At 41.8% G+C, this 26,225-nt stretch carries 25 protein-coding genes; 11 read left to right on the top strand and 14 right to left on the bottom strand.

All coding sequences use genetic code 11. From position 1 onward, the window contains the following. Positions 1-537: 537 nt before the first annotated feature. The 13 genes from BGP76_RS18560 to BGP76_RS18510 form a co-directional block, all read right to left on the bottom strand. Complete coding sequence (locus BGP76_RS18560) at positions 538-1,140, bottom strand: CPBP family intramembrane glutamic endopeptidase (RefSeq protein ID WP_119845799.1); 603 nt, start codon at positions 1,138-1,140, stop codon at positions 538-540. A gap of 285 nt (positions 1,141-1,425) precedes the next feature. Beyond that, complete coding sequence (locus BGP76_RS18555; protein ID WP_119845798.1) at positions 1,426-3,219, bottom strand: hypothetical protein; 1,794 nt, start codon at positions 3,217-3,219, stop codon at positions 1,426-1,428. Positions 3,220-3,382: 163 nt separating this feature from the next. Further along, positions 3,383-3,493 (bottom strand): hypothetical protein, encoded by a 111-nt coding sequence (locus tag BGP76_RS20640; protein WP_119845797.1) that lies wholly within the window; start codon positions 3,491-3,493, stop codon positions 3,383-3,385. An 88-nt stretch (positions 3,494-3,581) separates the two neighbouring features. Beyond that, positions 3,582-5,360 carry a carboxypeptidase-like regulatory domain-containing protein gene (locus BGP76_RS18545; protein WP_158584338.1) on the bottom strand — a complete coding sequence of 593 codons (1,779 nt, stop codon included), beginning with the start codon at positions 5,358-5,360 and terminating at the stop codon, positions 3,582-3,584. 64 nt (positions 5,361-5,424) lie between these two features. Next, complete coding sequence (locus tag BGP76_RS20365; protein WP_158584337.1) at positions 5,425-5,595, bottom strand: hypothetical protein; 171 nt, start codon at positions 5,593-5,595, stop codon at positions 5,425-5,427. A gap of 19 nt (positions 5,596-5,614) precedes the next feature. Next, a complete protein-coding gene (locus BGP76_RS20360; protein WP_158584336.1) occupies positions 5,615-5,782 on the bottom strand; it encodes a hypothetical protein in 168 nt (55 codons plus the stop codon). Positions 5,783-6,330: 548 nt separating this feature from the next. Further along, a complete protein-coding gene (locus BGP76_RS18540; protein ID WP_099599972.1) occupies positions 6,331-6,750 on the bottom strand; it encodes an HU family DNA-binding protein in 420 nt (139 codons plus the stop codon). A 174-nt stretch (positions 6,751-6,924) separates the two neighbouring features. After that, a complete protein-coding gene (locus BGP76_RS18535; protein ID WP_119845795.1) occupies positions 6,925-7,137 on the bottom strand; it encodes a hypothetical protein in 213 nt (70 codons plus the stop codon). A 43-nt stretch (positions 7,138-7,180) separates the two neighbouring features. Further along, on the bottom strand, positions 7,181-8,221 hold the full coding sequence (locus tag BGP76_RS18530; protein WP_119845794.1) for a serine hydrolase: 1,041 nt from the start codon (positions 8,219-8,221) through the stop codon (positions 7,181-7,183). Between the two features lie 138 nt (positions 8,222-8,359). Further along, positions 8,360-9,754 (bottom strand): dihydrolipoyl dehydrogenase, encoded by a 1,395-nt coding sequence (lpdA, locus tag BGP76_RS18525; RefSeq protein WP_073122917.1) that lies wholly within the window; start codon positions 9,752-9,754, stop codon positions 8,360-8,362. 64 nt (positions 9,755-9,818) lie between these two features. Further along, a complete protein-coding gene (locus tag BGP76_RS18520; protein WP_073122918.1) occupies positions 9,819-10,169 on the bottom strand; it encodes a four helix bundle protein in 351 nt (116 codons plus the stop codon). Positions 10,170-10,193: 24 nt separating this feature from the next. Continuing rightward, positions 10,194-11,720, bottom strand: coding sequence for a 2-oxoglutarate dehydrogenase complex dihydrolipoyllysine-residue succinyltransferase (gene odhB, locus BGP76_RS18515; RefSeq protein ID WP_119845793.1), 1,527 nt, complete (start codon positions 11,718-11,720; stop codon positions 10,194-10,196). A gap of 37 nt (positions 11,721-11,757) precedes the next feature. Next, positions 11,758-14,469 carry a 2-oxoglutarate dehydrogenase E1 component gene (locus tag BGP76_RS18510; protein ID WP_119845792.1) on the bottom strand — a complete coding sequence of 904 codons (2,712 nt, stop codon included), beginning with the start codon at positions 14,467-14,469 and terminating at the stop codon, positions 11,758-11,760. A gap of 353 nt (positions 14,470-14,822) precedes the next feature. Here BGP76_RS18510 and BGP76_RS18505 point away from each other — a divergent pair, with 353 nt between their 5' ends. From BGP76_RS18505 to BGP76_RS18455, 11 genes are all read left to right on the top strand, one after another. Then, positions 14,823-15,434 (top strand): 30S ribosomal protein S16, encoded by a 612-nt coding sequence (locus BGP76_RS18505; RefSeq protein ID WP_119845791.1) that lies wholly within the window; start codon positions 14,823-14,825, stop codon positions 15,432-15,434. 6 nt (positions 15,435-15,440) lie between these two features. Beyond that, entirely contained in the window at positions 15,441-15,974 is a 534-nt protein-coding gene (gene rimM, locus BGP76_RS18500) for a ribosome maturation factor RimM (RefSeq protein WP_073122922.1), read from the top strand. Further along, complete coding sequence (trmD, locus tag BGP76_RS18495) at positions 15,964-16,653, top strand: tRNA (guanosine(37)-N1)-methyltransferase TrmD (protein WP_119845790.1); 690 nt, start codon at positions 15,964-15,966, stop codon at positions 16,651-16,653. The genes rimM and trmD overlap by 11 nt, the downstream gene beginning before the upstream one ends. Before the next feature lie 116 nt (positions 16,654-16,769). Beyond that, positions 16,770-17,123 carry a 50S ribosomal protein L19 gene (gene rplS, locus BGP76_RS18490; protein WP_073122924.1) on the top strand — a complete coding sequence of 118 codons (354 nt, stop codon included), beginning with the start codon at positions 16,770-16,772 and terminating at the stop codon, positions 17,121-17,123. 115 nt (positions 17,124-17,238) lie between these two features. Then, entirely contained in the window at positions 17,239-18,006 is a 768-nt protein-coding gene (dapF, locus tag BGP76_RS18485) for a diaminopimelate epimerase (protein WP_119845789.1), read from the top strand. Between the two features lie 382 nt (positions 18,007-18,388). After that, the gene (gene secA / locus BGP76_RS18480) at positions 18,389-21,754 is read left to right on the top strand and encodes a preprotein translocase subunit SecA (protein ID WP_073122926.1); all 3,366 of its coding nucleotides are present in this window, start codon (positions 18,389-18,391) and stop codon (positions 21,752-21,754) included. A 24-nt stretch (positions 21,755-21,778) separates the two neighbouring features. Continuing rightward, positions 21,779-22,318, top strand: a complete 540-nt coding sequence (locus BGP76_RS18475) for an SPOR domain-containing protein (protein ID WP_158584335.1) — start codon at positions 21,779-21,781, stop codon at positions 22,316-22,318. Positions 22,319-22,450: 132 nt separating this feature from the next. Continuing rightward, positions 22,451-23,641: a M20 family metallopeptidase gene (locus BGP76_RS18470; protein WP_119845788.1), complete on the top strand. Its 1,191-nt coding sequence runs from the start codon at positions 22,451-22,453 to the stop codon at positions 23,639-23,641. Between the two features lie 136 nt (positions 23,642-23,777). Beyond that, on the top strand, positions 23,778-24,131 hold the full coding sequence (locus BGP76_RS18465) for a phage holin family protein (protein ID WP_119845787.1): 354 nt from the start codon (positions 23,778-23,780) through the stop codon (positions 24,129-24,131). Beyond that, complete coding sequence (locus BGP76_RS18460) at positions 24,121-24,498, top strand: hypothetical protein (RefSeq protein ID WP_119845786.1); 378 nt, start codon at positions 24,121-24,123, stop codon at positions 24,496-24,498. The genes BGP76_RS18465 and BGP76_RS18460 overlap by 11 nt, the downstream gene beginning before the upstream one ends. Beyond that, positions 24,467-25,231 carry a geranylgeranylglyceryl/heptaprenylglyceryl phosphate synthase gene (locus BGP76_RS18455; protein ID WP_073122931.1) on the top strand — a complete coding sequence of 255 codons (765 nt, stop codon included), beginning with the start codon at positions 24,467-24,469 and terminating at the stop codon, positions 25,229-25,231. The genes BGP76_RS18460 and BGP76_RS18455 overlap by 32 nt, the downstream gene beginning before the upstream one ends. Here the strand turns inward: BGP76_RS18455 and BGP76_RS18450 are convergent. Next, positions 25,214-26,134 carry an AraC family transcriptional regulator gene (locus BGP76_RS18450; protein WP_073122932.1) on the bottom strand — a complete coding sequence of 307 codons (921 nt, stop codon included), beginning with the start codon at positions 26,132-26,134 and terminating at the stop codon, positions 25,214-25,216. The genes BGP76_RS18455 and BGP76_RS18450 overlap by 18 nt on opposite strands. Positions 26,135-26,225: the final 91 nt, after the last annotated feature.

Here is a 26,225-nt window from a genome sequence, read left to right as displayed (position 1 = left end):
GAGTTCCACCAAACCCATCCGCAATCATTATCACAAATATATTGCATTACTCCCCCATCAATTTCATTCATTTCCTCTTGTCCCATCTCAACAAGCCCTAATTCATTCAAATTTTCCATTTCGTATTGAAATTTAAGTTAGACCTGCTCTTAGTTTAGGTGGCAGGAAGTACCCTATATGCTAGCATGCAACTAAGGTAGGTTTGCAAAGTGAAATAAAATTGCACTCTAACTCTTTTAACAAAAAACCACCATCCGTCTTCATAACAACCTCTGGGCTAAGTACTTCAAAATGAAAATCAATTTTAATTCTTCGATCTGTATAATAGTAGCTCTTATGCACTTTGTCATACACGATGTCCGCGCCTAAATTTTTAAGAGATCGTGTGTGACGAGGATGACATGGCTTCAAGTTTTCAACTTGAATAGCACTAGAAGGTATTAAGCGAGAGGAAATTCGCATTACAAATGCTCATTGACAGTTCACAAGGTAGTAGGTTGGTCTTTAAGGACTGTTCATAAAACGATTAGCCATAAACTACACAGAGTTACCCGCTCCAAACTTCTTGATTTTGAAAATCAACAATATTGTCAAAAGTTCTATTGTTAAGAGAATTGATCCTTCAATACCAAACCCCGAACCAGTTAAAATAGAGTTTTCTGACATACTAGAAAATAAAATGGAGGGGATAGAAATTCCGCTAACTGGTATGCCAAAAAAAACAACACATGAAAAATTCCAACCAAAATGTAGCGCTACACACTCTCCAATGCTCTTATCATATGTAATGAAAATAAATCCTAGAACAACACTTATAAGAAACACATTAACAAAACCAAGCATAGTTATTTCTGGATTTAGTACATGAGCAGTTGCAAAAATCATTAATGATATGATTATCGCCCAATGCGATTTTATAAAAATTAACAATCCATTTAATAAATAATATCTGAATATCAATTCTTCAATCAGTGCAAAAAAAAAGAAGCCAACAAAAAATGCTAAAAAGGCTTCTAAGTCAAATGGGACAGCCAAAAAAGTAATAAATCCTCCAACAAACAATATAATTAAAGGAAGACAGAGCATTAATGTGCCGAGAAAAAAATAGGCAATATGCCTAACCAAACGGTTATAATTCATAAAATTATTAAGCAGACTTGTTCTGAACTCAAAACCTAATTAAAATTTATATTATCTAATAGCCCTGAACAGTCTACTTTTCTATTGTAACATATTATTTAGGCCCTACTCCTTGCATTGCTACCTACTAAGGATACAGCCAAAACCAATCAACATCCTTCATCTCCTCTGTACCCCATCCCTTTATCAGGCTACAGAATAGTCTTTCTTTCAAAAAATATACGCCAATTCTGCATGGTTAAACTGCTATGCAAATAGGCGTTTAACAGAGCACACATATTTGTACTATTTTACAGAAAAGATGAATGAAATATCAAAGGAGTGAGATTTAAACAATTGAGGTATTGCATCTATACTGTTTTCATCATTTACCCAAATGATCTCTTTTTTTGAGTAATTGTGCTTCTTTTTAAGCAAATTCATAAACCCATACTTTTCCTGCAAATAATACCTCTCTCCTTCATTCAATGAGACAAAGTTTTTGTAAGAAAGTGCAAGTTTCCAATTAGGATTAAGTCTAAACTCATATCCAATACCCAATTGTATTCCACGTTCTTTTTTTTCATAAATAGGAGTTGTTTGATTAATCTCTTCATACATGAGTAAGTTTTTATAATGGGCATAAGCGATAGAAGTACTAATACATGAGGGGCGCGAAGTTTTCAAATCGAAAAGATATAATATTCCTAAATCCATCGACTCATTTCTAACAACTTCATTGAAACTACCCGCAGCATTAAATGTCAACAAGAAATTAGGAAGCAAACGATAACGGATAGTAGTCAATAGATTTAGATATCCCTTTTTTATATCAAATGTATCTGTCACATTGAAGTTTTGCGAATTGTATGTCGTACTTCCAACCGAAGACAAGGTGTATGTGTTAAATAGATAATATTTCAACCCATAACCTACTTCGATCCTATCCAGCCAATTGAATTTACGGCCTCTATCATAACCAACTGTTTTGATATGATCCTTACTCTTGCTTTCAGCAATTATAGTATCTGCTTTTTGTTCTGCTACAGCTTCTTGTAAATGAATTTTTTCGTCATATGTCCAGTGAGTCATGGTATCAAAATGCACCTGTTTTGTCTCGTAAAACTGACTTAACACAAAATTGTCCTTAGATCTCACGGCTTCATCCCAGGTAGACGACAAGTGCCATCCATCAGAGCTTTGTTCATATATTGAAATAAACGTCCTCTTATCCGCCCATCTCGACAGTGGATTGCTTATGAAACCCATGCGTGAATATTCATATTCTGCTTTGACAAATACCTTTTGATCAAAATCGATATACATTTCCCCTCTGAATTGCCCATTCATTGGCCCCATAGTTTTGGGTTCAAAACCTATCACTGTTAGCTTCTGATTATTACTTTCCCATTCTCCTAGATAACTGTAATCATACTTATCGAATCCATTTGGGTTTATAAAATCTTCTTTGCGCATCACGAAATCAAAACGGTGCGGAATATGAGCTCCAGCATAAATTTTTGAATACAAAGTATCTTTTACATCGTATTTCTTAGATAGGCTATCAATTTTAACATCACCCTTATTTCTTTGACTTTTATAATCTAGTTTCTGTACCTGCAATAGAGCTTCAGACGAAATATGAACATGTCCAGTAGTATCTGTATATTTTTCATGAAGCACTCCTATCAACAGATGTGGTGTTGAAGTATATGCCTTGGGAATATTGTCGTATACTTCAGCGATCATATCCTGTAGTGAAGTAGGAGATATAGTTACCTCACCCAATAATCTTTCACTAGGTTTGATCCACAACTTTTCGAAACTATGTCCAGGAAGTCGAGTTATGTTAAAAATTAAGTTCTCATATCCTATACATGAAACCAAATATTGACCTTCTGTACCATTAAGTTTCAATTTGAAATTACCGTAATAATCTGTCATAGCAATCAACCTGTCCTCATGAATTATATGAGCATAGGGAACAGGCATTGAAGTATTGGCATCAAGTAATTGAAATGATTTCGATTGGTCCTTTTGAGCAAAAACTAGAAAAAATGAAAAAAGCAACAAGCAGGTTAGAAGTAGTATTTGCTTCATATAAATTGTATCCTAGCAGTTAATTTGGTCTTATATTTCTACTCACCTATATCAGTATTATATCCTTTACTGAAGAGGAAATATTCGATATTTACTACTCAATTATGTCAATAACATAATCTATCAACATAATTGAGCAGATTGATAGTCTAATCCTATCTTCCTATATTACACCCCATGAACGAAGCATTAAAGCAGCTCCAATTGCCCAAACCCCAAGTGCAATGGCCATAATTAGTCCTCCTTCTACATCTTCTAATTCACTTTGTCTCATCTCGACAAGCCCTAATTCCTACAAATTTTCCATTTTGTATTAAAATTCAAGTTAGACCTGCCCTAATTTAATAGTTAAGAATGGTTGATCAATGTCTTCCTAAACGAATTACCAATTTTATCGTATGGGGCGATTGCATCAAAAACTCATGGTCAATAGGCTCTTCATTTAAAACCAACTCCGCTTCATCTAAACTTTTCTCATCTTTTTTCAAATCCAAAAAACCTGAATTACGCTGCGCAAAATAACGATAAGACCTATTGATACCCAACAGAAAAGAATAGTGCACCCCTATACCAAACTGATGCCCCAGAGAAACTTCATACCCCATTCCCAAACCCACACCATTATTTATAGTTTCATACGTTGGCTGCCACCCCTTTTGATCACCAAACAGTAATTCTGTCTGGTTAGAAGAATAATTCAATTCGGTAACAATATAACTTGGACGAAAGCTTGGAATCTCCCATTCTTTGGTCAACCCTACCTCAAAATTTTTATTGGTAAAATCGCCTCCAAAACTTTCACTAAAACCTAGACCTAAATACCAGTCTTCTACTAACAAAAAATGATAATTAAAGTATAACCCCAAATTGAATTCAGTCACCTTTTCTTCGTCAGTAAATGAATCACCATTTACACTTCCATCCATTTGATAAATACCCGAATTCATGAAATACCCACAAACACCCAAATTGACAACAAAGCGATTGGCAACAATCCCTAGCCATTTGTTTTTCCAACTAGCCCCCTTATTTTCCAATAACGTATCAACAACCGTTTGCGACCATTTTTCATTAACGCTATCGGGAGGCTCTGAAACCAACACTTGATGAAACAAGTGCTTCTCATTTTCATCCCATCTAACGGTCGAATCAGGGAATACCTCGTTCGTAAAATAGGATTGTCTCAATAAAAAATTATTTTCATTGTCCAAAGCTTGGTTCCAAACACGTGCTAAAAACCACTGTCCCTGGTGTTCTTTATATTCAACCAAAAATTTTCTATGTCCCTTCCAACTTTCATATTGATGCTTAATGTTACCATCTTTTGCAAAAGAATACTCTGCCTTAGCAAAGACACTATCTGTCATATTTAAATAAAGTAGCCCTCTAAAATCCCCACCTAAAAGCTGATCCTTTGGTTTGAACTCTATCACTTCCAATGTATCATCATCACTGACGAATTCTCCACGAAATATGTAGTCGTACCTATCCAAATGGGAGATAAAATCAAAGCGCTGCATCACAAAATCGAAACGATGAGGTATATGAGCACCAGAGTAAGTATATTCTTTCACATCAGATTGTATATCGTGATATTGGTACACTTTATCTAATTTCACATCTCCTACCCTTGTTTTCCTACTATACCCAGATTTAGCAACTTCTATTATTGCTTCTGCCGCCATATTAACATGTCCCGAGGTATCAACATATTCCTCTGTAACAGTACCTAATAAAAGATGCCTTTGATGAAAATACTTTTTTGAGATTTGATTATAGATTGTGCTGATAATTCCTTTAAGGTTCTCAGGCTTGACTGTAACCTCGTTGAGGTAATGCTCATCAGTTTTGAGGTAAATTTTAGTTGCTTTATGTCTAGAAATTTGATTAGTTGATAGTTTATAATCCTTAAATCCTACGCATGTGATTTTTATTGCACATTTCTCGGATGGCAAAGAATCAAGTTTGAACCTTCCCTGGAGGTCGGAAATTGCCAAAAGTTTCTCATTTGATACAACATGAGCATAAGCTACTGGTTCTCTATCAATCTCACTTAATAATTGAAAGCTCCTAGCCAAAACCTGTCCAATGACGCCCTGGGACTTTACAAGCAAAATAATCACTATTATTATATACCTCATAATATTCATACTCAGAAAAGACCAGACGTCATATCAACGCCTGACCCAATCTTTCATTTCAATATTAACCTCCAGACCCACTGTTACTTTCTCTAACACCATGAATCAACCAACCCACCAAGACACCGATTGCAAAACCACCTACAAGCGCTGCCAAAAGCCCTCCGTTTGTTTCTTGAAGTTCCTCTTTTGCGAGGCTTTCCAAACCGTACTCATTTAATTTTATCGTATTCATCTTTTTATTGTTTTAAGATTTAACCAGGTCCATTTCCACTCGCACTACCTTCATTTTTAAACATGAAGTAAGAAAACAACAAGCCTGCGGCGAAACCTATGGCCATTAAAGCAAAAACTCCCCCTTCAACTTTATGCATTTCAGCTTGTCTCATCTCGACAAGACCTAATTCATTCAAATTTTTCATCTTGCATTAAAATTTAAGTTAGACCTGCTCTTTGTTTGGGTGGCAGGAAGCACCCTTTATGCTAGCATGCAACTAAGGTAGGTTCGCAAAGTGAAATAAAATTGCACTCTGACTCTTTTAACAAAAAACCACCACCCGTCTTCATAACAACCTCTGAGCTAAGCACTTCAAAATGAAAATCAATTTTAATTCTTCGATCTGTATAATAGTAGGTCTTATGCACTTTGTCATACACGATGTCCGCGCCTAAATTTTTAAGAGATCGTCTGTGACGAGGACGGCATGGCTTCAAGTTTTCAACTTGAATAGCACTAGAAGGTATCGTGCGAGAGGAAATTTGCATTACAAATGCTCAACAATAATTTTGAAAAAACTCAACTTATCAAAACAATAATTCACTTTTTAAACATGTACCTACATCAAAACATTAGCCATCTGAAACCCTGATTCTATAATGTACACTTCGGCCTATAACACCAAACGGCCTCACTTCAGCGAGACCGTTTCATTGTCTATCGTTACACATGGTATATACTTTAGGGTAATCGTTATGCAGCTTGATCTGTCGTCTTGGTAGTTTCATGGACACTTACCTTTTCGTACTCCAGATTATCCGTTAGCTTCTGGAGTCTTGCCCCTGGTCTAAACCTGATGCGAGCACCCTTGATCTGAGCGGTACGAAAATCCTCTGGAGCATCTACTCCTTGGCTTTTCAGCGTCAGGTAGAAGGTCCCTAGATTACTAAGTCTCACTTGTCTACCGTGAGCAAGTTGCATCTCTATCACCTCGATCAAGGTTCCTAAGGCACCTAACGCAGTGCCATAGTTCAAACTAGATACTTTGCTGATAAGCACTGCCAATTCTTCAAAACTAACATCATCGCCATTGCTGATTCTGGCATAAAACTTTTTGGGGAGCGTAACATCTCTTGGGTCTGCGCGCTCTGCTACTTTATATTGTACAGACATAATTGATAATATTTAAAAGATTAAACATGAATTGATATGATACCCTAACTGAGCGCTCTGCAAGATATGATTGATTATCAGCAACATCCATACCAATTAATGGCTTATAAATGCTAAAGATTGTTAAAAAAAGTCGGAGTAAGCAGTAGCACTTTCTACCATTGACTCATTGCTTTATAAGGCTTGCGCAAGCAGGGCTGGTTCGTTGCACAAGTAGAGCGTTGAGCTTGCGCAAGCAGGGTTGGTGGCTTGCGCAAGTAGATAGTCCTGCTTGCGCAAGCTCAAGGCAAGGACAACCGTACGTGATGAAGCCAGTTGCACTGCTTTGGTTTGGTTTGATAGGAAGTTGAGCACAAATGCATCACCTATGAATAAGTCAACGATCATCTCTATGCTTATCCCCTTGATCGTTTAACAAGAGCAAAACGCACTACGCTGACCTTTTTTCCTTTCTCAATATCTTCACGATGCGATTGATGACGATCTCTGATAAGTTCCATTCGTACCCTTCAAAGTCCGTTGTGTTCACAAATTGGACGACCACTGTATCTATGTCCTTGTGGTACTCTGCTAAGCTCTGGTAGCCAGGCACCAACCCCCCATGCTCGTACTCATATATCGAGGAGTAGATGTCCTGCTCTCCCTCGTCGAATACGGAACCGTCGTTCAACGCGCGCAAGAACCTCCCCACGTCCTCCGCGGTAGCAAGCATTCCGTTTTCGTTCGTCTTAAAATCCGCATCAATACCGACATAGTAGCCGCTCATCACATCGTCAATATTCACTTCTTTCAGCGAACCATAGGTATGCTTGAGCCCGAGAGGTTCCAATATTTCTTCCTTGATGTATTGAAAGTGACCATAGCCCACCACCTGCTCGATGATCTCTCGGAGCAACAAATAGTTGGTATTAGAATACTCATAGCCCTCGCCTGGTTCAAAACTCGCCGGCAAGTCCAATGCAAAGTCCAAGGCTCGTTTTCCGTTTTCCTGTTCGTCCTCCCAGAAAGCAGGGTTGTTGGTAAAATTGGGAATACCGCTCCGGTGCTGCACCATCATCCTCAAGGTGATTTGGTCTGCATGCTCGATGCGACCCACCAGCTCTGGAAAATAATCCGCTAGTGTTTCATCCAAAGACAAGCGTTGGGCATGAGCCAATTTGGCGACAGAAACTGCCACGTACAGTTTGCTGATGCTGGCGATCTTAAATAAAGCATCCGGTCTGGCCGGTATCTGATTGTCTCTGTCGTCCCAGCCCGCTGTATAAAACGCTGGAGGTTTACCTGCCTCATCCACATACACAATCATCCCATCAAACCCGTGACCGATGGCTTCATCGAGTTGCTCTTGAACCGTATCTGGTAGCGGCAGTATCCACGCCCACACCAATATCCACGGCACGTAAAACATAGAGATTGCCGTTCCAGAGAACAATACGATCCTGAATACTTGTTTGAATTTTTTCTTGGTCATATCTCAGAGTATTAGGGTCTGAGGCGCTCTGTGGCAGCCATCACACCAGTTTAGTTTGGTTTCCTCCTCCAAACATAAAAAAGCCCTTAGTCAAATCAATAGACTAAGGGCTTTGAATATTATTTTGGCAGGAGCTCCTTACATGTGGATCGGTCTGCTATCTGTCGCGGCAAGGCAGGCTTCTTTGACAGCCTCCATATACGTCGGGTGTGCATGCGACATGCGCGACACATCCTCTGCTGACGCTCTGAATTCCATGGCAGTCACGCCCGAGGCGATCATATCCGCTGCTCTCGCACCGATGATGTGTAACCCGAGGATCTCGTCCGTGTTCTTGTCTGCGAGCACTTTGACCAAACCATCGGTATCCATACTGGCTCTGGCTCTACCCAATGCTTTGTACGGGAATGAACCCACTTTGTAGGCACGACCAGCTTCTTTGAGCTGCTCCTCCGTCTGACCGACACCTGCGACCTCAGGCCATGTGTACACGACCCCTGGGATGAGGTTGTAGTTGATGTGCGGCTTCTGACCTGCAATCGTCTCTGCGACGAAGACACCTTCTTCCTCTGCTTTGTGCGCCAGCATGGCTCCTTTGACCACATCACCGATGGCGTAGATGTTGTCTACGCTCGTTCTGAGGTGATCATCCGTTTCGATTCTTCCTGCTTTGTCGGTTTTGATGCCGACGTTCTCCAAACCAAGCTTGTCTGTGTAGGCTCTACGTCCTACAGACACGAGGCAGTAGTCTCCTTTGAGTTCCAGTACTTCGCCTTTTGGTGTATCCGCTTTGACTGTTACGGTTTTAGCCGTTGACTTCACTTCGGTCACCTTGTGCTTGGTATAGATTTTCATCCCGAGCTTCTTGAGCGATTTGGTGAGTTCTTTGGACATGGTACTATCCATACCAGGAATGATACGATCAAAGTACTCCACCACCGACACTTCAGATCCTAATCTCGCATAGACAGAACCCAACTCCAATCCGATCACACCGCCACCGATGATGACCAAATGCTTCGGTACTTCTTTCATCACGAGTGCTTCGGTACTGGTGATGACGCGTTTCTTATCGATCTCAATAAATGGCAAAGAAGTAGGCTTTGAACCCGTCGCAAGGATCACTTTGTCCGTCGAGATTTCTTCTTCCTTCTCTCCTGAAACTTTTATAGTGTTCTTGTTGACAAACGAACCGTGACCAGTGAATACATCGATCTTGTTCTTTTTCATCAAATAAGCAATCCCTTCGACGTTCTGCTTCACCACTTCACCCTTGCGTGCGATCATTTGTGTGAAGTTCACCTTAGGCGCTGGAATATCGATCCCGTGCTCTTTGAACGTATGTTCGGCATTGTGATAGTGCTCCGAAGAGTCCAGCAAAGCCTTGGAAGGAATACACCCCACGTTGAGACAAGTGCCTCCAAGTGTGCTGTATTTTTCTACGATAGCGACCTTCATCCCTAGCTGTGCACATCTAATGGCTGCCACATATCCACCAGGACCCGATCCGATTACTGTTATGTCGTATTTCATTTTTCTTTTATTGAGTACAGAGTATCCAGTACAAAGTACTGAGACAAAGTACGGTTTGCGTCTTTTACACCAATGACTTCTTCAAGCCAATGGTCATTAAATGTATTTCAGAGATCTGTTTCAATATTACTTCTTGGTTTTCATTAGGCATAAAACCTAATCGAGCGGAAAGCAACGTCTGCGTTTCCAATTCAAACAAAGACCCAACTGCCATATCTAAAAACCGGTTAAAGTCCTTACCTGTATTTCTTCCGGCTCCTTCGGCAATATTAGAAGGAATTGAAGTTGAACAACGTTTCATCTGGCTAGTTAGACCAAACTTTTCATCATCAGGAAATTTCTTTACAGCAGAGTAAACCTCCTCTACCAAATCCATTGCCTTCTTCCAAACTTTCAATTCCTTGTACTTGTGCATGATAATAAGTCTTAGGACTTTGTACTAAATACCAAGCATCAATCTCGCTGGATCTTCGAGCAACTGCTTGAGTCGCACGAGGAAGCTCACAGACTCACGCCCATCGATGATACGGTGATCGTACGACAGTGCCAAGTACATAATTGGCCTGATTTCTACTTGGCCATTGATCGCTACAGGACGCTCCACGATGTTGTGCATCCCTAGGATGGCTGACTGTGGTGCGTTGATAATCGGTGTAGACAGCATCGAACCAAAGATACCCCCGTTGGTCACGGTAAAAGTACCGCCTTGCATCTCGTCGATGCTCAGCTTGTTGTCTCTAGCCTTGACAGCCAATCTCACCACTTCGCTCTCCACTTGGTTGAACGACAAAGATTCGGCATTTCTGATCACAGGTACTACCAACCCTTTCGGTGCAGACACTGCAATCGATACGTCACAGAAGTCATTGTAGACGATCTCATCTCCATCGATCTGTGCGTTGACTGCAGGCCACTCTTGGAGTGCCATACAAGATGCCTTGATGAAGAAAGACATGAACCCAAGCCCTACTTCGTACTTGTCTTTGAATGCATCCTTGTATTTCTTGCGAAGATCCATGATAGGCTTCATGTCTACTTCGTTGAAAGTAGTCAACATCGCCGTTTCATTTTTCACAGACACCAATCGACGAGAAACTGTCTTTCTCAATGGCGTCAATTTTTTGCGTGTCTGCTCTCTGCTGCCTCCCAGTGACGGAGCTGCAGGAGCTGCAGCAGCCTTAGGCGCTTCTTTCTTCGGCGCAGGTGCTGCCTTTTGAGCTGCTTCTGCATCTTCCTTGGTGATACGACCGTCTTTGCCAGTGCCTTTCACCTGTGATGCATCGATACCTTTTTCTGCGAGTATCTTAGCCGCTGCTGGAGATGGATGCCCTGCCGCATAGTTTCCTTCGTCACTAGCTGTGGCAGCTGGTGCGCTTGCTGCTGTCTTGGCAGCTGGTGCTGCCCCTTCTACTACTTCAATCTTGCAGATCATGCCACCGATTTCGATGGTATCTCCTTCTTGTGCGACGATTTGGAGGATTCCTCTCGCCTCAGCAGTCAATTCGAAAGTCGCTTTGTCTGACTCAATCTCTGCGATGATTTCGTCCAGCTCGACCATGTCACCGTCTTCTTTGACCCATGAGCCCACAGTCACCTCAGTGATAGATTCCCCTACAGTAGGGACGATCATTTCGTAGATTTCACCTGTTTTGCCTCCACTAGACGCTGGAGCAGCTGCAGGCTCTGCAGATTTAGCAGCAGGCGTAGCTTCCGAAGCGGACGCACCTTTGGCAGCACTATCATCGATCGTACATACTACTGTACCGATCTCGATGGTTTCGCCTTCCTCTACTTTGATACTTAGGATTCCAGCTGATTCAGCATTGAGCTCGAACGTCGCTTTGTCAGATTCCAATTCGCAGATTACCTCGTCCATTTCGACGTAATCCCCATCTTGTTTGGTCCATTGGGAGATCGTCACTTCTGTGATCGACTCGCCAACTGTTGGTATTTTAACCTCAATCATATCTCTATGTTTTCAATGTTTTGATTCAAATATTAAATTAAGCGAACGACCTGTTCATGATGTCTTCCTGCTCTTGTTTGTGGACTTTCGCAAATCCTGTCGCTGGTGAAGCGGCGTTCTTTCTTGAGATGACGTCTTTCTTCACTTCTCTGAAAGTTCTCAAGATAAACGACCATGCGCCCATGTTTTCTGGCTCTTCTTGTACCCAATGTACCGTCTTGACATTGTATTTGTCCAGCTCAGCCATCACTTGCTTTTTAGGGAATGGGTGCAACTGCTCGACTCTGATGATTGCGACATCCTTGCGCTTATCCTTTTGCTGTCTTTCGAGTAGATCAAAATAAACCTTACCTGTACACAACAGTACCTTCGTTACTTTCTTCGCATCGACATAGTCATCTCCGATCACCTCTTGGAATTTCCCGTCGGTGAACTCCTCTACTTTCGACACCACCAATGGGTGTCTAAACAGAGACTTAGGCGACATCAAGATACACGGCATACGAAACGGCATGGCAAGCTGTCTTCTGATCATGTGGAAGTAATTAGAAGGCTTGGTTAGGTTACAGATATACATGTTGTTGCCTGATGCTAACTGTAGATATCTCTCTGGGCGAGCATTGGAGTGCTCAGGCCCCTGCCCTTCATAGCCATGCGGCAAAAGAAGAACCAAACCGTTCATTCTTCTCCACTTGGTGTACGAACATGAGATAAACTGATCCACCATCACCTGTGCACCGTTGGCAAAATCGCCAAACTGTGCTTCCCAAATCACTACTGCGTTTGGATCCGCCATCGCATAGCCAAACTCAAAACCAAGTACCCCAAACTCTGACAACAGTGAGTTGTAGATTTGGAAGGGCTTTTGTCCTTCTTCGATATGATCGAGGAAGTTGTACGGCTCGTTGGTATTCATATCTCTGACCACCGCATGACGGTGAGAGAATGTGCCCCGCTTACAATCCTGCCCAGTCATACGCACGACTTTCTCATCAAGCAATAGCGATCCGTAAGCCAACAATTCTGCAGAGGCCCAGTTCAGCTCTTTCTTGTCAAAGAACATCTCTTTGCGCTGTTTGAGCACTTTGTCGATTTGCTTGATTGGTTTGAAGCCGCTCGGTACGCTCATCAAAGCCTTACCTACTTTCTCGATATACTCTGCACTCACAGACGTATCTGGAGACTCATCAAAATCCTCTGGACGAGACAGTCTCATCTCCGAAAACTCCTTCTCACTCTCCTGCAGTGTATATGGAAGCTGCTCTTGCTTGACCATATTGAGACGATCTTGCAACTGCGCTTTGAATTCCTTATCCATTGACTTGGCCAATCCCGCATCAATGTCCCCTCTTTCGATGAGGCTCTTGTTGTAAATTTCTCTTGGGTTCGGGTGCTTAGAGATCAAGTTGTAGAGCGATGGCTGAGTAAACTTCGGCTCATCTGACTCATTGTGTCCGTGACGTCTGTAACACACCATATCGATGAAGATGTCTCCTTCGAATTTCTGACGATACTCCGCAGCTACCTTCATACAGAAGACGACCGCCTCTGGACTATCACCATTGACGTGAAGCACAGGTGCATCTACTGTCTTAGCTAAATCTGTACAGTATATACTCGATCTCGCTTCATCAAAATCCGTGGTAAATCCTACTTGATTGTTGATAATGAAATGAATCGTGCCCCCTGTACCATACGCATCGAGTTTGGACATCTGTATCAACTCGTATCCAATTCCTTGACCTGCCAATGCCGCATCACCATGGATGAGGATCGGCATTACTTTTTTGCTGTCCTTATATAGGTTATCAATTTTCGCTCTTACAAATCCCTCCACGACTGGATTGACTGCCTCTAAGTGAGACGGATTAGGCGCTAACTTCAAGTTGACATTCTTGCCTGACGGAGTTACTACCTGAGACGAAAAGCCCATGTGGTATTTCACATCACCATCGCCCATCGTTTGATCCGGTGCAAAAGATCCTTCGAATTCATTGAATATCTGCTCGTAGGTTTTACCCATGATGTTCACGAGGACATTGAGACGTCCACGGTGAGCCATACCGATCACAACTTCTTCTACACCTAGCTCGGCACTACGATCGATGAGCGCGTCCAAGGCAGGAATAGTCGTCTCCCCTCCTTCGAGTGAAAATCGCTTCTGACCTAAATATTTGGTATGGAGGAAATTTTCAAAAACAACTGCCTCATTAAGCTTAGATAGAATTTGCTTTTTCTCCTCGATAGGGGGATTGTATTTAAGCGCATCCTTCTCTACCTTTTCTTTGAACCAATCTACGATATCTGGCTTGCGGATATACAAATATTCAAACCCGACATTGCCTGTATAGATATCCTTGAGCGCTTCGATGATTTTCTTCAAGCTGGCTTTGCCAACTCCGATAAGCTTACCACACTCGAACTCTGTATCCAGATCAGCTTTGCTCAGACCAAAATCCTCTAGCTCTAGGCGAGCCTCTCGGTCTTTTCTTTCTCTGACTGGGTTAGTAGTTGATTTTAAATGACCTCTCGATCTGTAGGCGTGGATCAAGTCGCGTACTGCGATTTCTTTATTTGAGACACCTACGTCTGCTTGTCCGTCTTCGCCATATTTAGCCAAAGAGAAATCGTACCCTTCAAAAAACCTTTGCCAGGTCTCATCTACAGACTCTGGATTGTTTTTGTACGATTGGTACATATCGTCTATCACATTGGTATGTGCATTGGCGATATAAGAATATTTGTCCATCACATCAAATTTTGATTTTGCGATGACAAATATAGAAGGTTAGTTTTTAATTTGAAAACTGTTAAATCGTTTACACAAATATTAGCAATTAGCCGTCAAAAAGAGAGATTTCAACTCCACTGACAGATGCGCAACTACGACTCCACATAAAGCTACATTTTTTATCCTCAATACACGAGACAATCCCAAACTCATTAACCAATCATCATGAATTCCTTTCTACTAACAGCCAATACAATAAATTCACAAACAAAGACCTGATTTTAGGTCACTTGTGAGTGATAAATACTCTATATTTGCGGACTTTTTAAATAAATGCGGACGCGATCCGCGAACTTTTAACATTATATATAATGGCAGTAAAAATCAGATTGGCCAGAAGAGGCCGTAAAAAACAACCGATCTACGATGTAGTAGTAGCGGACGCTCGAGCACCACGTGATGGTAAATTCATCGAGAAGTTGGGGACATTCAACCCTAACCAAAACCCAGCATATGTCAACATCAATGTTGATAGCGCAGTTAAATGGGTATTGGATGGAGCTGTACCAACAGAAACAGCCAAAAAAATCCTTTCAGACCAAGGCGTAATGTACAGAAAGCATTTGCAAGTAGGTGTGAACAAAGGAGCAATCACTCAAGAAGATGCAGACAAGAAATATGACGCATGGTGGAGTGAGAAGGAAGCGAAAGTTCAAGGTACGGCTGACGGCCTAGCTAAGACTCAAGCAGCTGATAAAAAAGCAAGACTAGAAGCAGAAGCCAAAGTGAACGCTGCTAGAGCTGAAGAAATCGCTAAGAAAAACAAAGTAGAAGAGGAAGCAGAAGCGGTAGCGGCTGCCGAGGCGGAAGCTAGCGAAGAAACTGCAACAGAAGCAACTACTGAGGAAGCGCCAGCAGTGGAGACTACTGAAGAAGCTCCTGCAGCAGAGGCTCCAGCTGAAGAAGAGAAAAAAGCTGAATAATATCTTATGAAAGTCGAAGATTGCTACCAACTAGGCTATGTAATCAAGACTCATGGATTGAAAGGGGAAGTTCAGTTCTTTTTGGATGTGGACGCCCCCAGTGAATATCAAGATTTGGAATCAGTACTTGTCAAACAAGGCAATGCACTGATTCCATTTTTTTTGGATCACATCCAAATCAATTCCAAGAAGTCGATTGCTAAAATAGAAGACATAGACAGTATAGAAGAGGCAAACAAACTCGTCGGCTGTGAGCTCTATCTCCCGCTATCCAATCTACCCGATCTACCAAACGGACAGTACTACTATCACCAACTCGTAGGACTCACGTTAGTCAATCAAGGAAAAGAACTTGGCATAGTAGACTCTGTCTATGAAATCGCTCCACAAAACCTACTATCCATCACCCATCAGGGCAAAGAGATCATGATCCCGATCAACGATCAAATCATTGAATCGGTAGATTTTGAGAAAAACATCATTCTTGCGAAATTACCTGAAGGATTATTAGAAGTATATCTAGAGGACAATGAGGATTGATATTATCACATGTATACCTGAGATGTTTACAGGCACCGTGGATCAAAGCATACTTAAGCGTGCTGCAGACAAGAATGTAGCCCACATCCACATACATAACCTGAGAGACTATGCCGTCAACAAGCACAATCAAATAGACGATTATGCTTTCGGCGGTGGTGCAGGCATGGTACTGATGATAGAGCCTATCGAAAAATGCATTTCGGGACTAAAAGCACAACGAAACTACGACGAAATCATCTATATGAGTCCTGACGGGGAACTCCTCTCCCAAGGCATCTCGAACGAACTCAGTCTCAACGAAAACATGATCCTACTCTGTGGTCATTACAAAGGAGTAGACGAACGTGTACGTGAGCATCTAGTAACCAGAGAAATCAGTATTGGAGACTATGTATTGACTGGTGGTGAACTAGCAGCTGCAGTCGTAGCAGACTCTGTCATCCGTCTCATTCCAGGTGTGATGAACGACGAAACCTCGGCACTGACAGATTCATTTCAAGACAATCTAGTAGCACCTCCAGTCTACACCAGACCCGCAGAATACAAAGGCTGGACAGTGCCAGAAGTTCTCACCTCTGGACATGAAGCTAAAATCAATGACTGGCGGTTTAAACAAGCAGTGAAAAGAACTCAGGAAAAACGACCTGATTTACTCAGTGAAGACATAAAACAATAACATCCCATCAAAACATCAGAAATTCAAGTAATTATCTTCAAATCATAATTACAATTTGAAAATATATTTCCTATATTTGCAGTCCGATTTTTGAGAAGGGTATAAAAGCTAAAAAAATGAGCGAGTTAATAAAACTTATCGAAGAAGAATATAAAGAAAGAAGAGGATCGTTCCCTACTTTCGGTCCTGGCGATACTGTAAACATCCACGTTAAGATTATCGAGGGTACTAAGGAGAGAATCCAGCAGTTCCAAGGAACAGTAATGCAGAGAAAAAACCCTAACACAAACGGGGAGACTTTCACTGTAAGAAAAATATCAAGCGGCATTGCTGTAGAGAGAATTTTCCCATTATCTTCTCCAAACATCGATAAAATCGAAGTATTGAGAAAAGGTAAAGTGAGAAGAGCAAGACTATACTACTTGAGAGGTAGAAAAGGTAAAGCGGCGAGAATTAAGGAGAAACTATAATTCTTCCTCACCAAAGGAATTGAAAGCCATTCGTCTACCGACGAATGGCTTTTTTTAGTTCAACAAACCCAATTTGCACTAATCCGTAACAACTCAAACCAACAATGTTTGCGCTATGTCAATTTCGTTCTACAAATACCAAGGCACTGGCAATGATTTCATCATGATAGACAATAGAGAATCCGTCTTTCCGCATGATGTCCAATTAATCGCCCGACTATGCAACCGCCGAACAGGCATAGGTGCAGATGGTCTTATACTGATCGAAAACCACCCCTCACTAGATTTTGACATGGTCTATTTCAACGCAGACGGATCACAAAGCCTCTGTGGAAACGGCAGCCGATGTGCTGTCAACTTTGCCAAGTTCCTTGGCGTTATTCAAGACACTACAGAGTTCAACACCATCGACGGACAGTATGCTGCCGAAGTAAAAGACGGGATCGTACACTTATCGATGAAAGACCAAGTACTACCCGAACAATTCGAAGATCACTACTTCCTAAATAACGGATCACCCCATCACATCATTTTTGTAGAGAAAGCCGAAACCGCTCCTGTGGTAAAACAAGGAGCGACCATCCGCTATTCACAAGCCTACCAACCCAACGGTACAAATGTCAATTTTGTAGAGATCATCAACCAACACGAAGTGTTCGTCAGAACCTATGAACGTGGTGTAGAAGACGAAACCCTTTCTTGTGGGACAGGCATCACAGCTTCATGCTTAGCCTCTGCGGATAAAGGCCTCATGAGCCCTATTGATGTTCAGTCGAAAGGCGGCCGCCTTCAAGTTCAGTTCGAACGAAACAATGGAGGCTTCACAAACATCAAACTAATCGGTCCTGCTGAACAGGTATTCGAAGGCAGCATAGATATCTAAACAGCCTCCCTTTCTCTAACTGCCAATTTGTCTCTCTTTTTCCCTTTGGCAAGATTTTGAAAGCTTCTTCTCATAATCAAGCATGCATTCTGCAAATTCTTAAGGGAATAAAACATGAATGCATAGGCTAGAATTAAAAAGAAATTAAATTTACGACTTCATTTAATCCGAAAACCGCACAAGCCAATTCGGACAAAAAAAGAACAGAATACGTCTGAAGAATTGTTTCTTTGAAACACTCCTCTCAGACAGCATGGCATGGGTTTTTGAACATGGCTTTAAGCCTAAGACAATACCCACTCAGACCACGAATCTGTTCACTGATTTTTAAATAACTATAAAACGACTAGGCTAACAGCACATAGTTTAACCATTATATTTTATGTTGAATTTATTGACCAAAGGCATTGCAAAAGTATTCGGAACCAAAGCCGACAGAGATTTAAAAGATCTTTTGCCATACATAGACCTAATCAATGGTGAATATGCAAAACTAAGCCCTCTCTCTGACGACCAGTTACGAGCGAAGACACAAGAACTACGGGATAGAATTCAAGCCCACCTACAGGAAATAGATGACAAAATAGCTCAACATCACGAAACCATCGACAACAATCCTGACATGGATATCGATGAGAAAGAAGATGTTTTTGCAAAAATTGACAAGCTCGCCAAAAACAGAGACGAAGAACTCGAAGTAGTACTCCTACAGATTCTGCCTGAAGCATTCGCCATCGTCAAAGATACCGCACGTCGATTGACAGAAAACAAACAACTCGTGGTAGAAGCGACGATGCTAGACAAAGAGTATGCTGCCAAAAAGCCACATGTAGAAATACAGGGAGAAAAAGCGATCTGGCACAACAAATGGGTAGCGTCTGGGGTCGACGTAGAGTGGAACATGATCCACTACGACGTTCAACTCGTCGGAGGTGTAGTACTACACCAAGGCAAGATTGCAGAGATGATGACAGGGGAAGGAAAAACCTTGGTAGCGACCCTTCCAGCCTTCCTAAATGGTCTATCTGGCAAAGGCGTACACGTCATTACAGTCAACGACTACCTAGCCAAAAGGGATGCAGAATGGAATGCCCCTATCTTTGAATTCCATGGCATCACCATAGATTGTATAGACAAGTACAAAGCCAATTCTCCTGAGCGTAGACAAGCATACAAATGTGATATCGTCTACGGTACCAACAACGAATTTGGCTTTGATTACCTCAGAGACAACATGGCACACCACCCAGACGAATTAGTACAAGGCAAACACCATTTTGCCATGGTCGATGAGGTCGATTCAGTATTGATTGATGATGCGCGTACGCCACTCATTATCTCTGGTCCTATCCCGAAAGGAGACGAGCACGAATTCTATGAGCTCAAACCAAGAATTGCCAAACTGGTAGAAGCTCAAAGAAAAGAGGTCGGCCAATATCTCAATGAAGCCAAAAAGAAAATTGCTGCTGGTGATGAAAACGAAGGTGGGCTAGCGCTATTCAGAGCCTTTAGAGGATTACCAAAGTATAAACCTTTGATTAAGTTCCTGAGTGAAACGGGAATCAGACAGGTGCTGCAAAAAACTGAAAACGTCTATCTAGCAGACAATCAAAAACTGATGCCAGAGGCAGACGAGCCGCTATACTTCACTATTGACGAAAAAACCAATGGTATCGAATTAACTGACAAAGGAATTGACCTGATCACTGGATCAGGCGAAGACCCACACTTTTTCATCCTCCCAGATATAGGGATGGAAATCGCTCAGTTAGAGAACAATACTGAACTCAACGAGTCGGACATGCTTCATCAAAAGGAAGCCTTGATCCGAGACTATTCTGCCAAAGCACAAAGAATTCACTCTGTCAATCAACTACTCAAAGCTTACTCGCTATTCGAGAAAGACACGGAGTACATCGTGGTAGACGGCAAAGTAATGATCGTAGATGAGCAAACGGGACGTGCCATGGATGGTCGACGTTACTCAGACGGGCTGCACCAAGCAATAGAAGCAAAAGAAAATGTCAAAGTAGAGGATGCTACGCAAACGTATGCGACCGTCACGCTCCAAAACTACTTCCGTATGTACCACAAACTGTCAGGAATGACAGGTACTGCAGAAACGGAAGCAGGTGAGTTCTGGGAAATCTATAAAATGGATGTAATCGTCATCCCTACCAACAGGCCTATTCAGCGCGACGATAGAGAAGACATGGTTTTCAAAACCACAAGAGAAAAATTCAACGCTGTGGCAGATGAAATTGTCACACTCACTAAAGCAGGCAGACCTGTACTCGTTGGTACTACATCCGTAGACATCTCCGAGCTTGTCAGTAGAATGCTAAACATGAAAGGTATCCAACACCAGGTTCTTAACGCCAAACAACACGCTAGAGAAGCTGATGTAGTAGCCGAAGCGGGTAAGCCTGGTACAGTCACCATCGCTACCAACATGGCAGGTCGTGGTACAGATATTAAACTCACCAAAGAAGCTATGGCTGCTGGTGGTCTTGCTATCATCGGTACCGAACGACATGAATCCCGACGTGTAGACAGACAGCTTAGAGGTAGATCAGGTCGTCAAGGTGACGTAGGGTCTTCTCAGTTTTTCGTATCGCTGGAAGACAACTTGATGCGCCTGTTTGGCTCTGACCGTATTGCCAAAATCATGGATAGACTCGGACTAGAGGAAGGAGAGGTTATCCAGCATAGCATGATTACCAAATCTATCGAGCGCGCACAGAAGAAAGTAGAGGAAAACAATTTTGCCTCTAGAAAGCACCTCCTCGAATATGATGATGTCATGAACTCTCAAAGAGAAGTAATCTACAAGAGAAGAAAGAATGCCCTATTCGGCGAAAGACTCGACCTAGACATACTCAACATGATGTATGACACTTCTGAAGAGTTAGCAAGCAATGCCAAAGCGAGCAATGATTATGAGAGTTTCAAACTCAATGGCTTGAGCACTTTAGGCTTAGATACCAAATTATCACAAGATCAATTCTTAGGTACGTCAGAAGACAAGTTAGGCGAACAGCTTTTCCAAGAGGCACTTGCCAACTATCGTACGAAAAACAAAATGGTGGCTGAGAAATCTCTCCCTGTCATGAAGAATATTCTCACCACCAGAGGTGCTACATTCAAAGAAGTCAAAGTCCCATTTACTGACGGACAAAAACAAATCGGTGTAGTAGCCAACTTGGAAAAAACAGTAGAGTCTGAAGGGCGTGAATTGATCAAGCAGATGGAAAAACTGATTGCATTAGCCATCATTGACCAGACTTGGAAAGAACACCTCAGAGAAATGGACGATCTAAAACAGTCCGTAAGAATGGCTGTTCACGAACAAAAAGACCCTCTTTTGGTATACAAATTTGAGTCATACCAGATGTTCAAACAGTTCATATCCAGGGTCAATGAAGACACCGTATCTTTCTTGACCAAAGCTGAAATCCCTATTCAAGATCCAGAAGAAGTACAAGAAGCAAGACGTCAGCGTGCTACACAAAACTACCAAGAAAGCAAAGAGGAATCTTCTTCTGCGCTAAGCGGAGGCAACCGACAACCAAACGCAAACCGCACCGCTCCTGTAGAAAAAACAGCCCCTATTAAGTCTAATAAAGTGTATGGACGAAATGACAAAGTTTCAGTTCAATATGCCAACGGGACAGTAAAAAAGGACGTAAAGTTCAAGAGCGTAGAAGCAGACGTAGCGGCTAATAATTGTGTCATTATTGAGAATTAATAGAATCCATATATCTTTAGTGCTTTGAAAAATCATCACCATATTAACCCGTTGGCTTTGTTCCCAATCATCACCATCGCTACACTGCTTCAATTTTGCGCACCCAGTGCATCCAAAACAATAAGCAACAGTTCTTATAGTGAAGACCTCTCTATATACCGAAAGGAATACAAAGAAGATGACATCACCTTAGATAAAGACACTAAGGAAACGCCTATAGAGGAAGTACGTATCACTGCTCCAGCTCCCTCACATGACATCAGAGTGGAACTAGACAGCATCACTAACATCATTGTTGACACAAGAAAAGACGTAAACTACGTCGATGGCTTCTCTATTCAAATCTACTCTGGTAACAGTCGTGATCAAGCAAATGGGTACAAAAGCAGAGCCTACGATCTACTAGAAAACCAAAGACCTAGGGTCATCTATGATCAGCCCAACTACAAGGTCAAGGTCGGCGAGTACTACAGCAAACTAGAAGCAAACAAAGACTACAATACCCTCAAGAAAACCTTCTCACGCGCAGTACTTATCCCCGCAAAGATTCAAATAGACAATTAAGCCCTCCTCATAAAAATTACGATACATTCAACAATCATTGTGTTTTATTAAATCTGATTTAAATTTTACGACAATCGTTAAGATTCACTCATAGCAAAACGGTAAATTGACTAACTTGCCAAAAATTTACCTATGGATTTAATCAATAAGATAAAATCGCTTTCTAGCACGTTTCATGAAGACACAATTGCCAACAGGAGGCATCTGCATGCCTACCCTGAGTTGTCGTTTGAGGAAACTGAAACGGCTGCTTATATCATAGCTTTTCTAGAAAAAATAGGCGTAAAATATAAATCTGGTATTGCCGGAAATGGGATAGAAGCCATCGTAGAAGGTAAAAATCCAGAAAAGAAAATCACCGCACTTCGTGGGGACATGGATGCCCTCCCTATCAAGGAAGAAAGCCTAAAACCCTATAAATCAACCAAGCCTGGCATCATGCACGCCTGCGGTCATGATGTACACACCTCGTCACTGATGACTTGTCTCCGAATTATCCACGAACTCCGAGATCAGTTCGAAGGCACGGTGAAATTCATCTTCCAGCCAGGAGAGGAAGTTTTCCCCGGAGGGGCATCACTCATGATCAAGGAAGGGATTTTAAAGAACCCTAAGCCTACTTCCATTTTTGGACAACACGTCATGCCACTGATCCCCGTAGGAAAAGTGGGGTTCCGCAAGGGAATGTACATGGCTAGTGCCGACGAAATCTACGTCACCGTACGAGGGAAAGGCGGACATGGCGCACTCCCAGAACTTTGTGTGGACACTGTACTCATTGCCTCTCACATCATCGTAGCACTCCAGCAGGTCGTCAGTCGAATGGCAAGCCCTAAAACGCCAAGCGTACTCACTTTTGGTAAGGTAGAAGCGATGGGTGCAACCAATGTCATCCCAAGTGAAGTGAAAATAGAAGGTACATTTAGAACCTTGGATGAAAAGTGGAGAAAAGAAGCACACGTCCGAATGAAAAAACTGGCAGAAGGACTAGCAGAATCAATGGGAGGCTTTTGTGATTTTAACATCCAAGTAGGTTACCCTTTCCTGAAAAACGAACCAGAACTAACCGAACGCGCACGTCAATCAGCCATCTCCTATCTCGGCGAAGAAAATGTGGTAGACTTAGATGTATGGATGGGTGCAGAAGATTTCGCCTACTATTCCCAAAAAGCCGATGCCTGTTTCTATCGTCTGGGAACTAGAAATGAGGAAAAAAACATCATCTCTGCCGTGCATACCTCTACCTTCGATATAGACGAAGAAGCCTTAGAATTAGGACCAGGCCTGATGGCATGGATAGCGCTCAATGAGCTATCTATGTAAACTTCCTCCACTTCCGTTCGTTTACAATTAGATCTGGTCTAGATTCAAGTCAATTACTATTAGGTAATAAGAAAGTAGTCTATCCCAATTCGTTTATATTTATATCCAAATTAGTAACGAGCCCAAAAACACCGATATGTTCAATATCAACAAACTAAAAGAAGCATTCGCAGACTATCTCAAAGTGAAAATTGAGCTATTTAAACTAGATATGAGCCAACACATCTCTAGGGTAGTTGCTCAAGTCATAGCCTATTCCATCATTGTATTGACAGCACTGGTAGTCCTTTTCTTTATCAGCATCGGGCTAGCTTTTCTTATCAATGAACAGCTACAGAGTAGTTATCTTGGTTTTATGGTCGTTGCAGGCGCTTATGCTTTGATTCTATCCGTTGTGTTTTATTTTCTCAAATCAGGCAAACTAGAATCCTTCTTCGAAGAGAAAATGATCTCTAGTTTTGACAAAAACGACCAACACGATGAAGAATAAAGATATCCAAAACCTCCGCGTCAAAGAAAAAATGAAGAAAACCGAAGAGGAGCTTCGCCACCAACTGAATAAAGAAACCTCCGAACTAGAAGAGCAGCTCATAAAAACGTTAAAAACGCTTGGAGTCGTCACCGCAGGCATAGTTGGGGCATACACCTTATACAAATTATTTTCTCCCTCTAAGCCTAAACGTCAGAAAGTCTCACCCGTGATAGCAAAAACTAGCTCTCCAAAGCTCGCAGAAACGATTGGGCGATCTGTACTATCTCTAGCAATAACGAAACTATTACCTTTGGCAGTAGAAAAATTAAACTCCCATCAATCAAATCAAACGAATGAGTCTACTGGGACAACTCGAAAAAAATAAAGCTTGCAATAAAAAATCGCTCGCCGTTCTCATTGATCCTGACAAGATCGATGAAGTGACTCACTTGATGCAAACGCTACATCTATGCGTTGAAAATCGGGTAGATTATATTTTCGTAGGAGGTAGCCTAATTACCAACGACAACTTCTCTAAAGTCATAGCGCTCATCAAGTCAAACACAGATATACCGGTGTTGATTTTTCCAGGGAACAATATTCAGATTGATTCTAATGCAGATGGAATCCTACTCCTGTCACTAATATCAGGGAGGAACCCTGAGTTCCTTATCGGACAGCATGTCCTAGCAGCACCTATTCTAAAAAAGAGCAAGCTAGAGATCATCCCAATGGGTTATATGCTGGTCAATTCAGGGCCTGCCACTTCGGCCAGTTACATGAGCAATACCACGCCCATCCCCTCAGACAAAACCACGATAGCAGCCTGTACCGCCATGGCTGGTGAAATGCTTGGTCTCAAGACCATCTACCTCGATGCAGGGAGTGGTGCATTAACACCTATTCCTCAAAAAATCATTACAAAAGTGTCTCGATCGACATCAGTCCCTCTCGTTGTAGGGGGAGGACTCAATTCGATAAGTAAGGTCAACCTAGCACTGGAAGCTGGCGCAGATGTTATAGTCATTGGCAATGCGCTGGAAAAAGATCAAAATCTCCTGATAGAAGTCAGTGAAAAGATACACAGTATGAACGCCGCCTTAGACGTTCATCAGTGATTCTCTTCGTCTCATCTTTCCTGCAGGTATACCAAACATCATTTTGAATCGTCGGCAGAAATAAGCCGTGTCTTTGAAGCCCACTTCTTTACCAATATCTCTAATGCTTTTCTTGGTCGTACGTAACATATTGACGGCCATTTCCATTCGCTGATACTCTATGTAATCCTGTGGATTGATTCCTGTCAGCATCTTGAAATACTGCCCCACATAATCCTCAGATACATTTGCGACATTAGCCAAGGCTTTGTTCGACAGGTCATCATTGAGATGATCTTTAATGTAAGAAAAGATATCTATTAATCGGGGATCCTTAAAATATGTAGAATTGGTAGCCAATTGCTCCACGAAAAGTCCCTGATCCAGTATATGTCTGATCAACTCTACCACCACATACTCGGTTTCCAATTTGACGATTCGTGCCTTCCCAGGAGCATCTGAATAAATCTCTCTCACGATCTCTTTGGCCAGTGAAATCAACTTATTATTGTTTCGGATCACAAATGGCGGAATATCGAGAGAAGCAAAGAAATTGACTGTGTCAAACACCTTCGCCTCGAAATTGATCATCGTAACATTATCATGCTCATGGAGTGAGCTGAATTTTTCGTTATTCTGAAAGAACTTCTCCTTATTGTTGATAAAATCGTCATTAGACAGACTCAAAGCCTGACCACTACCATAGGTCAATGACACCATTTTACCTCCGGGCACGAACAATATCTCACTCTCTCCTACGACCTCTTTGTCTTTCCCTACAGACATTTCACCCTTGTGAACGTAAATAAACACGTTCTCCACATCGTAGTAATTTTCTATCGTAACTGGCTGCAAAATATTAATATTCTTAGCCGAAATAAATCTAACGCCGAGCGACTCTATGATTTTATTATAGTCTTCCACTGTAAATTATTTAGGATTATCCATCGAATACCAGCAAATATCAAACATAGCATTGTATAAATCTAATATTTTCTAGAAAAATCACAAAATC

This window comes from Reichenbachiella sp. MSK19-1 (assembly GCF_003590315.1).
Taxonomy (GTDB): domain Bacteria; phylum Bacteroidota; class Bacteroidia; order Cytophagales; family Cyclobacteriaceae; genus Reichenbachiella; species Reichenbachiella agariperforans.
Note: the sequence above shows the minus strand (reverse complement) of the source record. Positions and strands in the feature narration are given on the sequence as shown.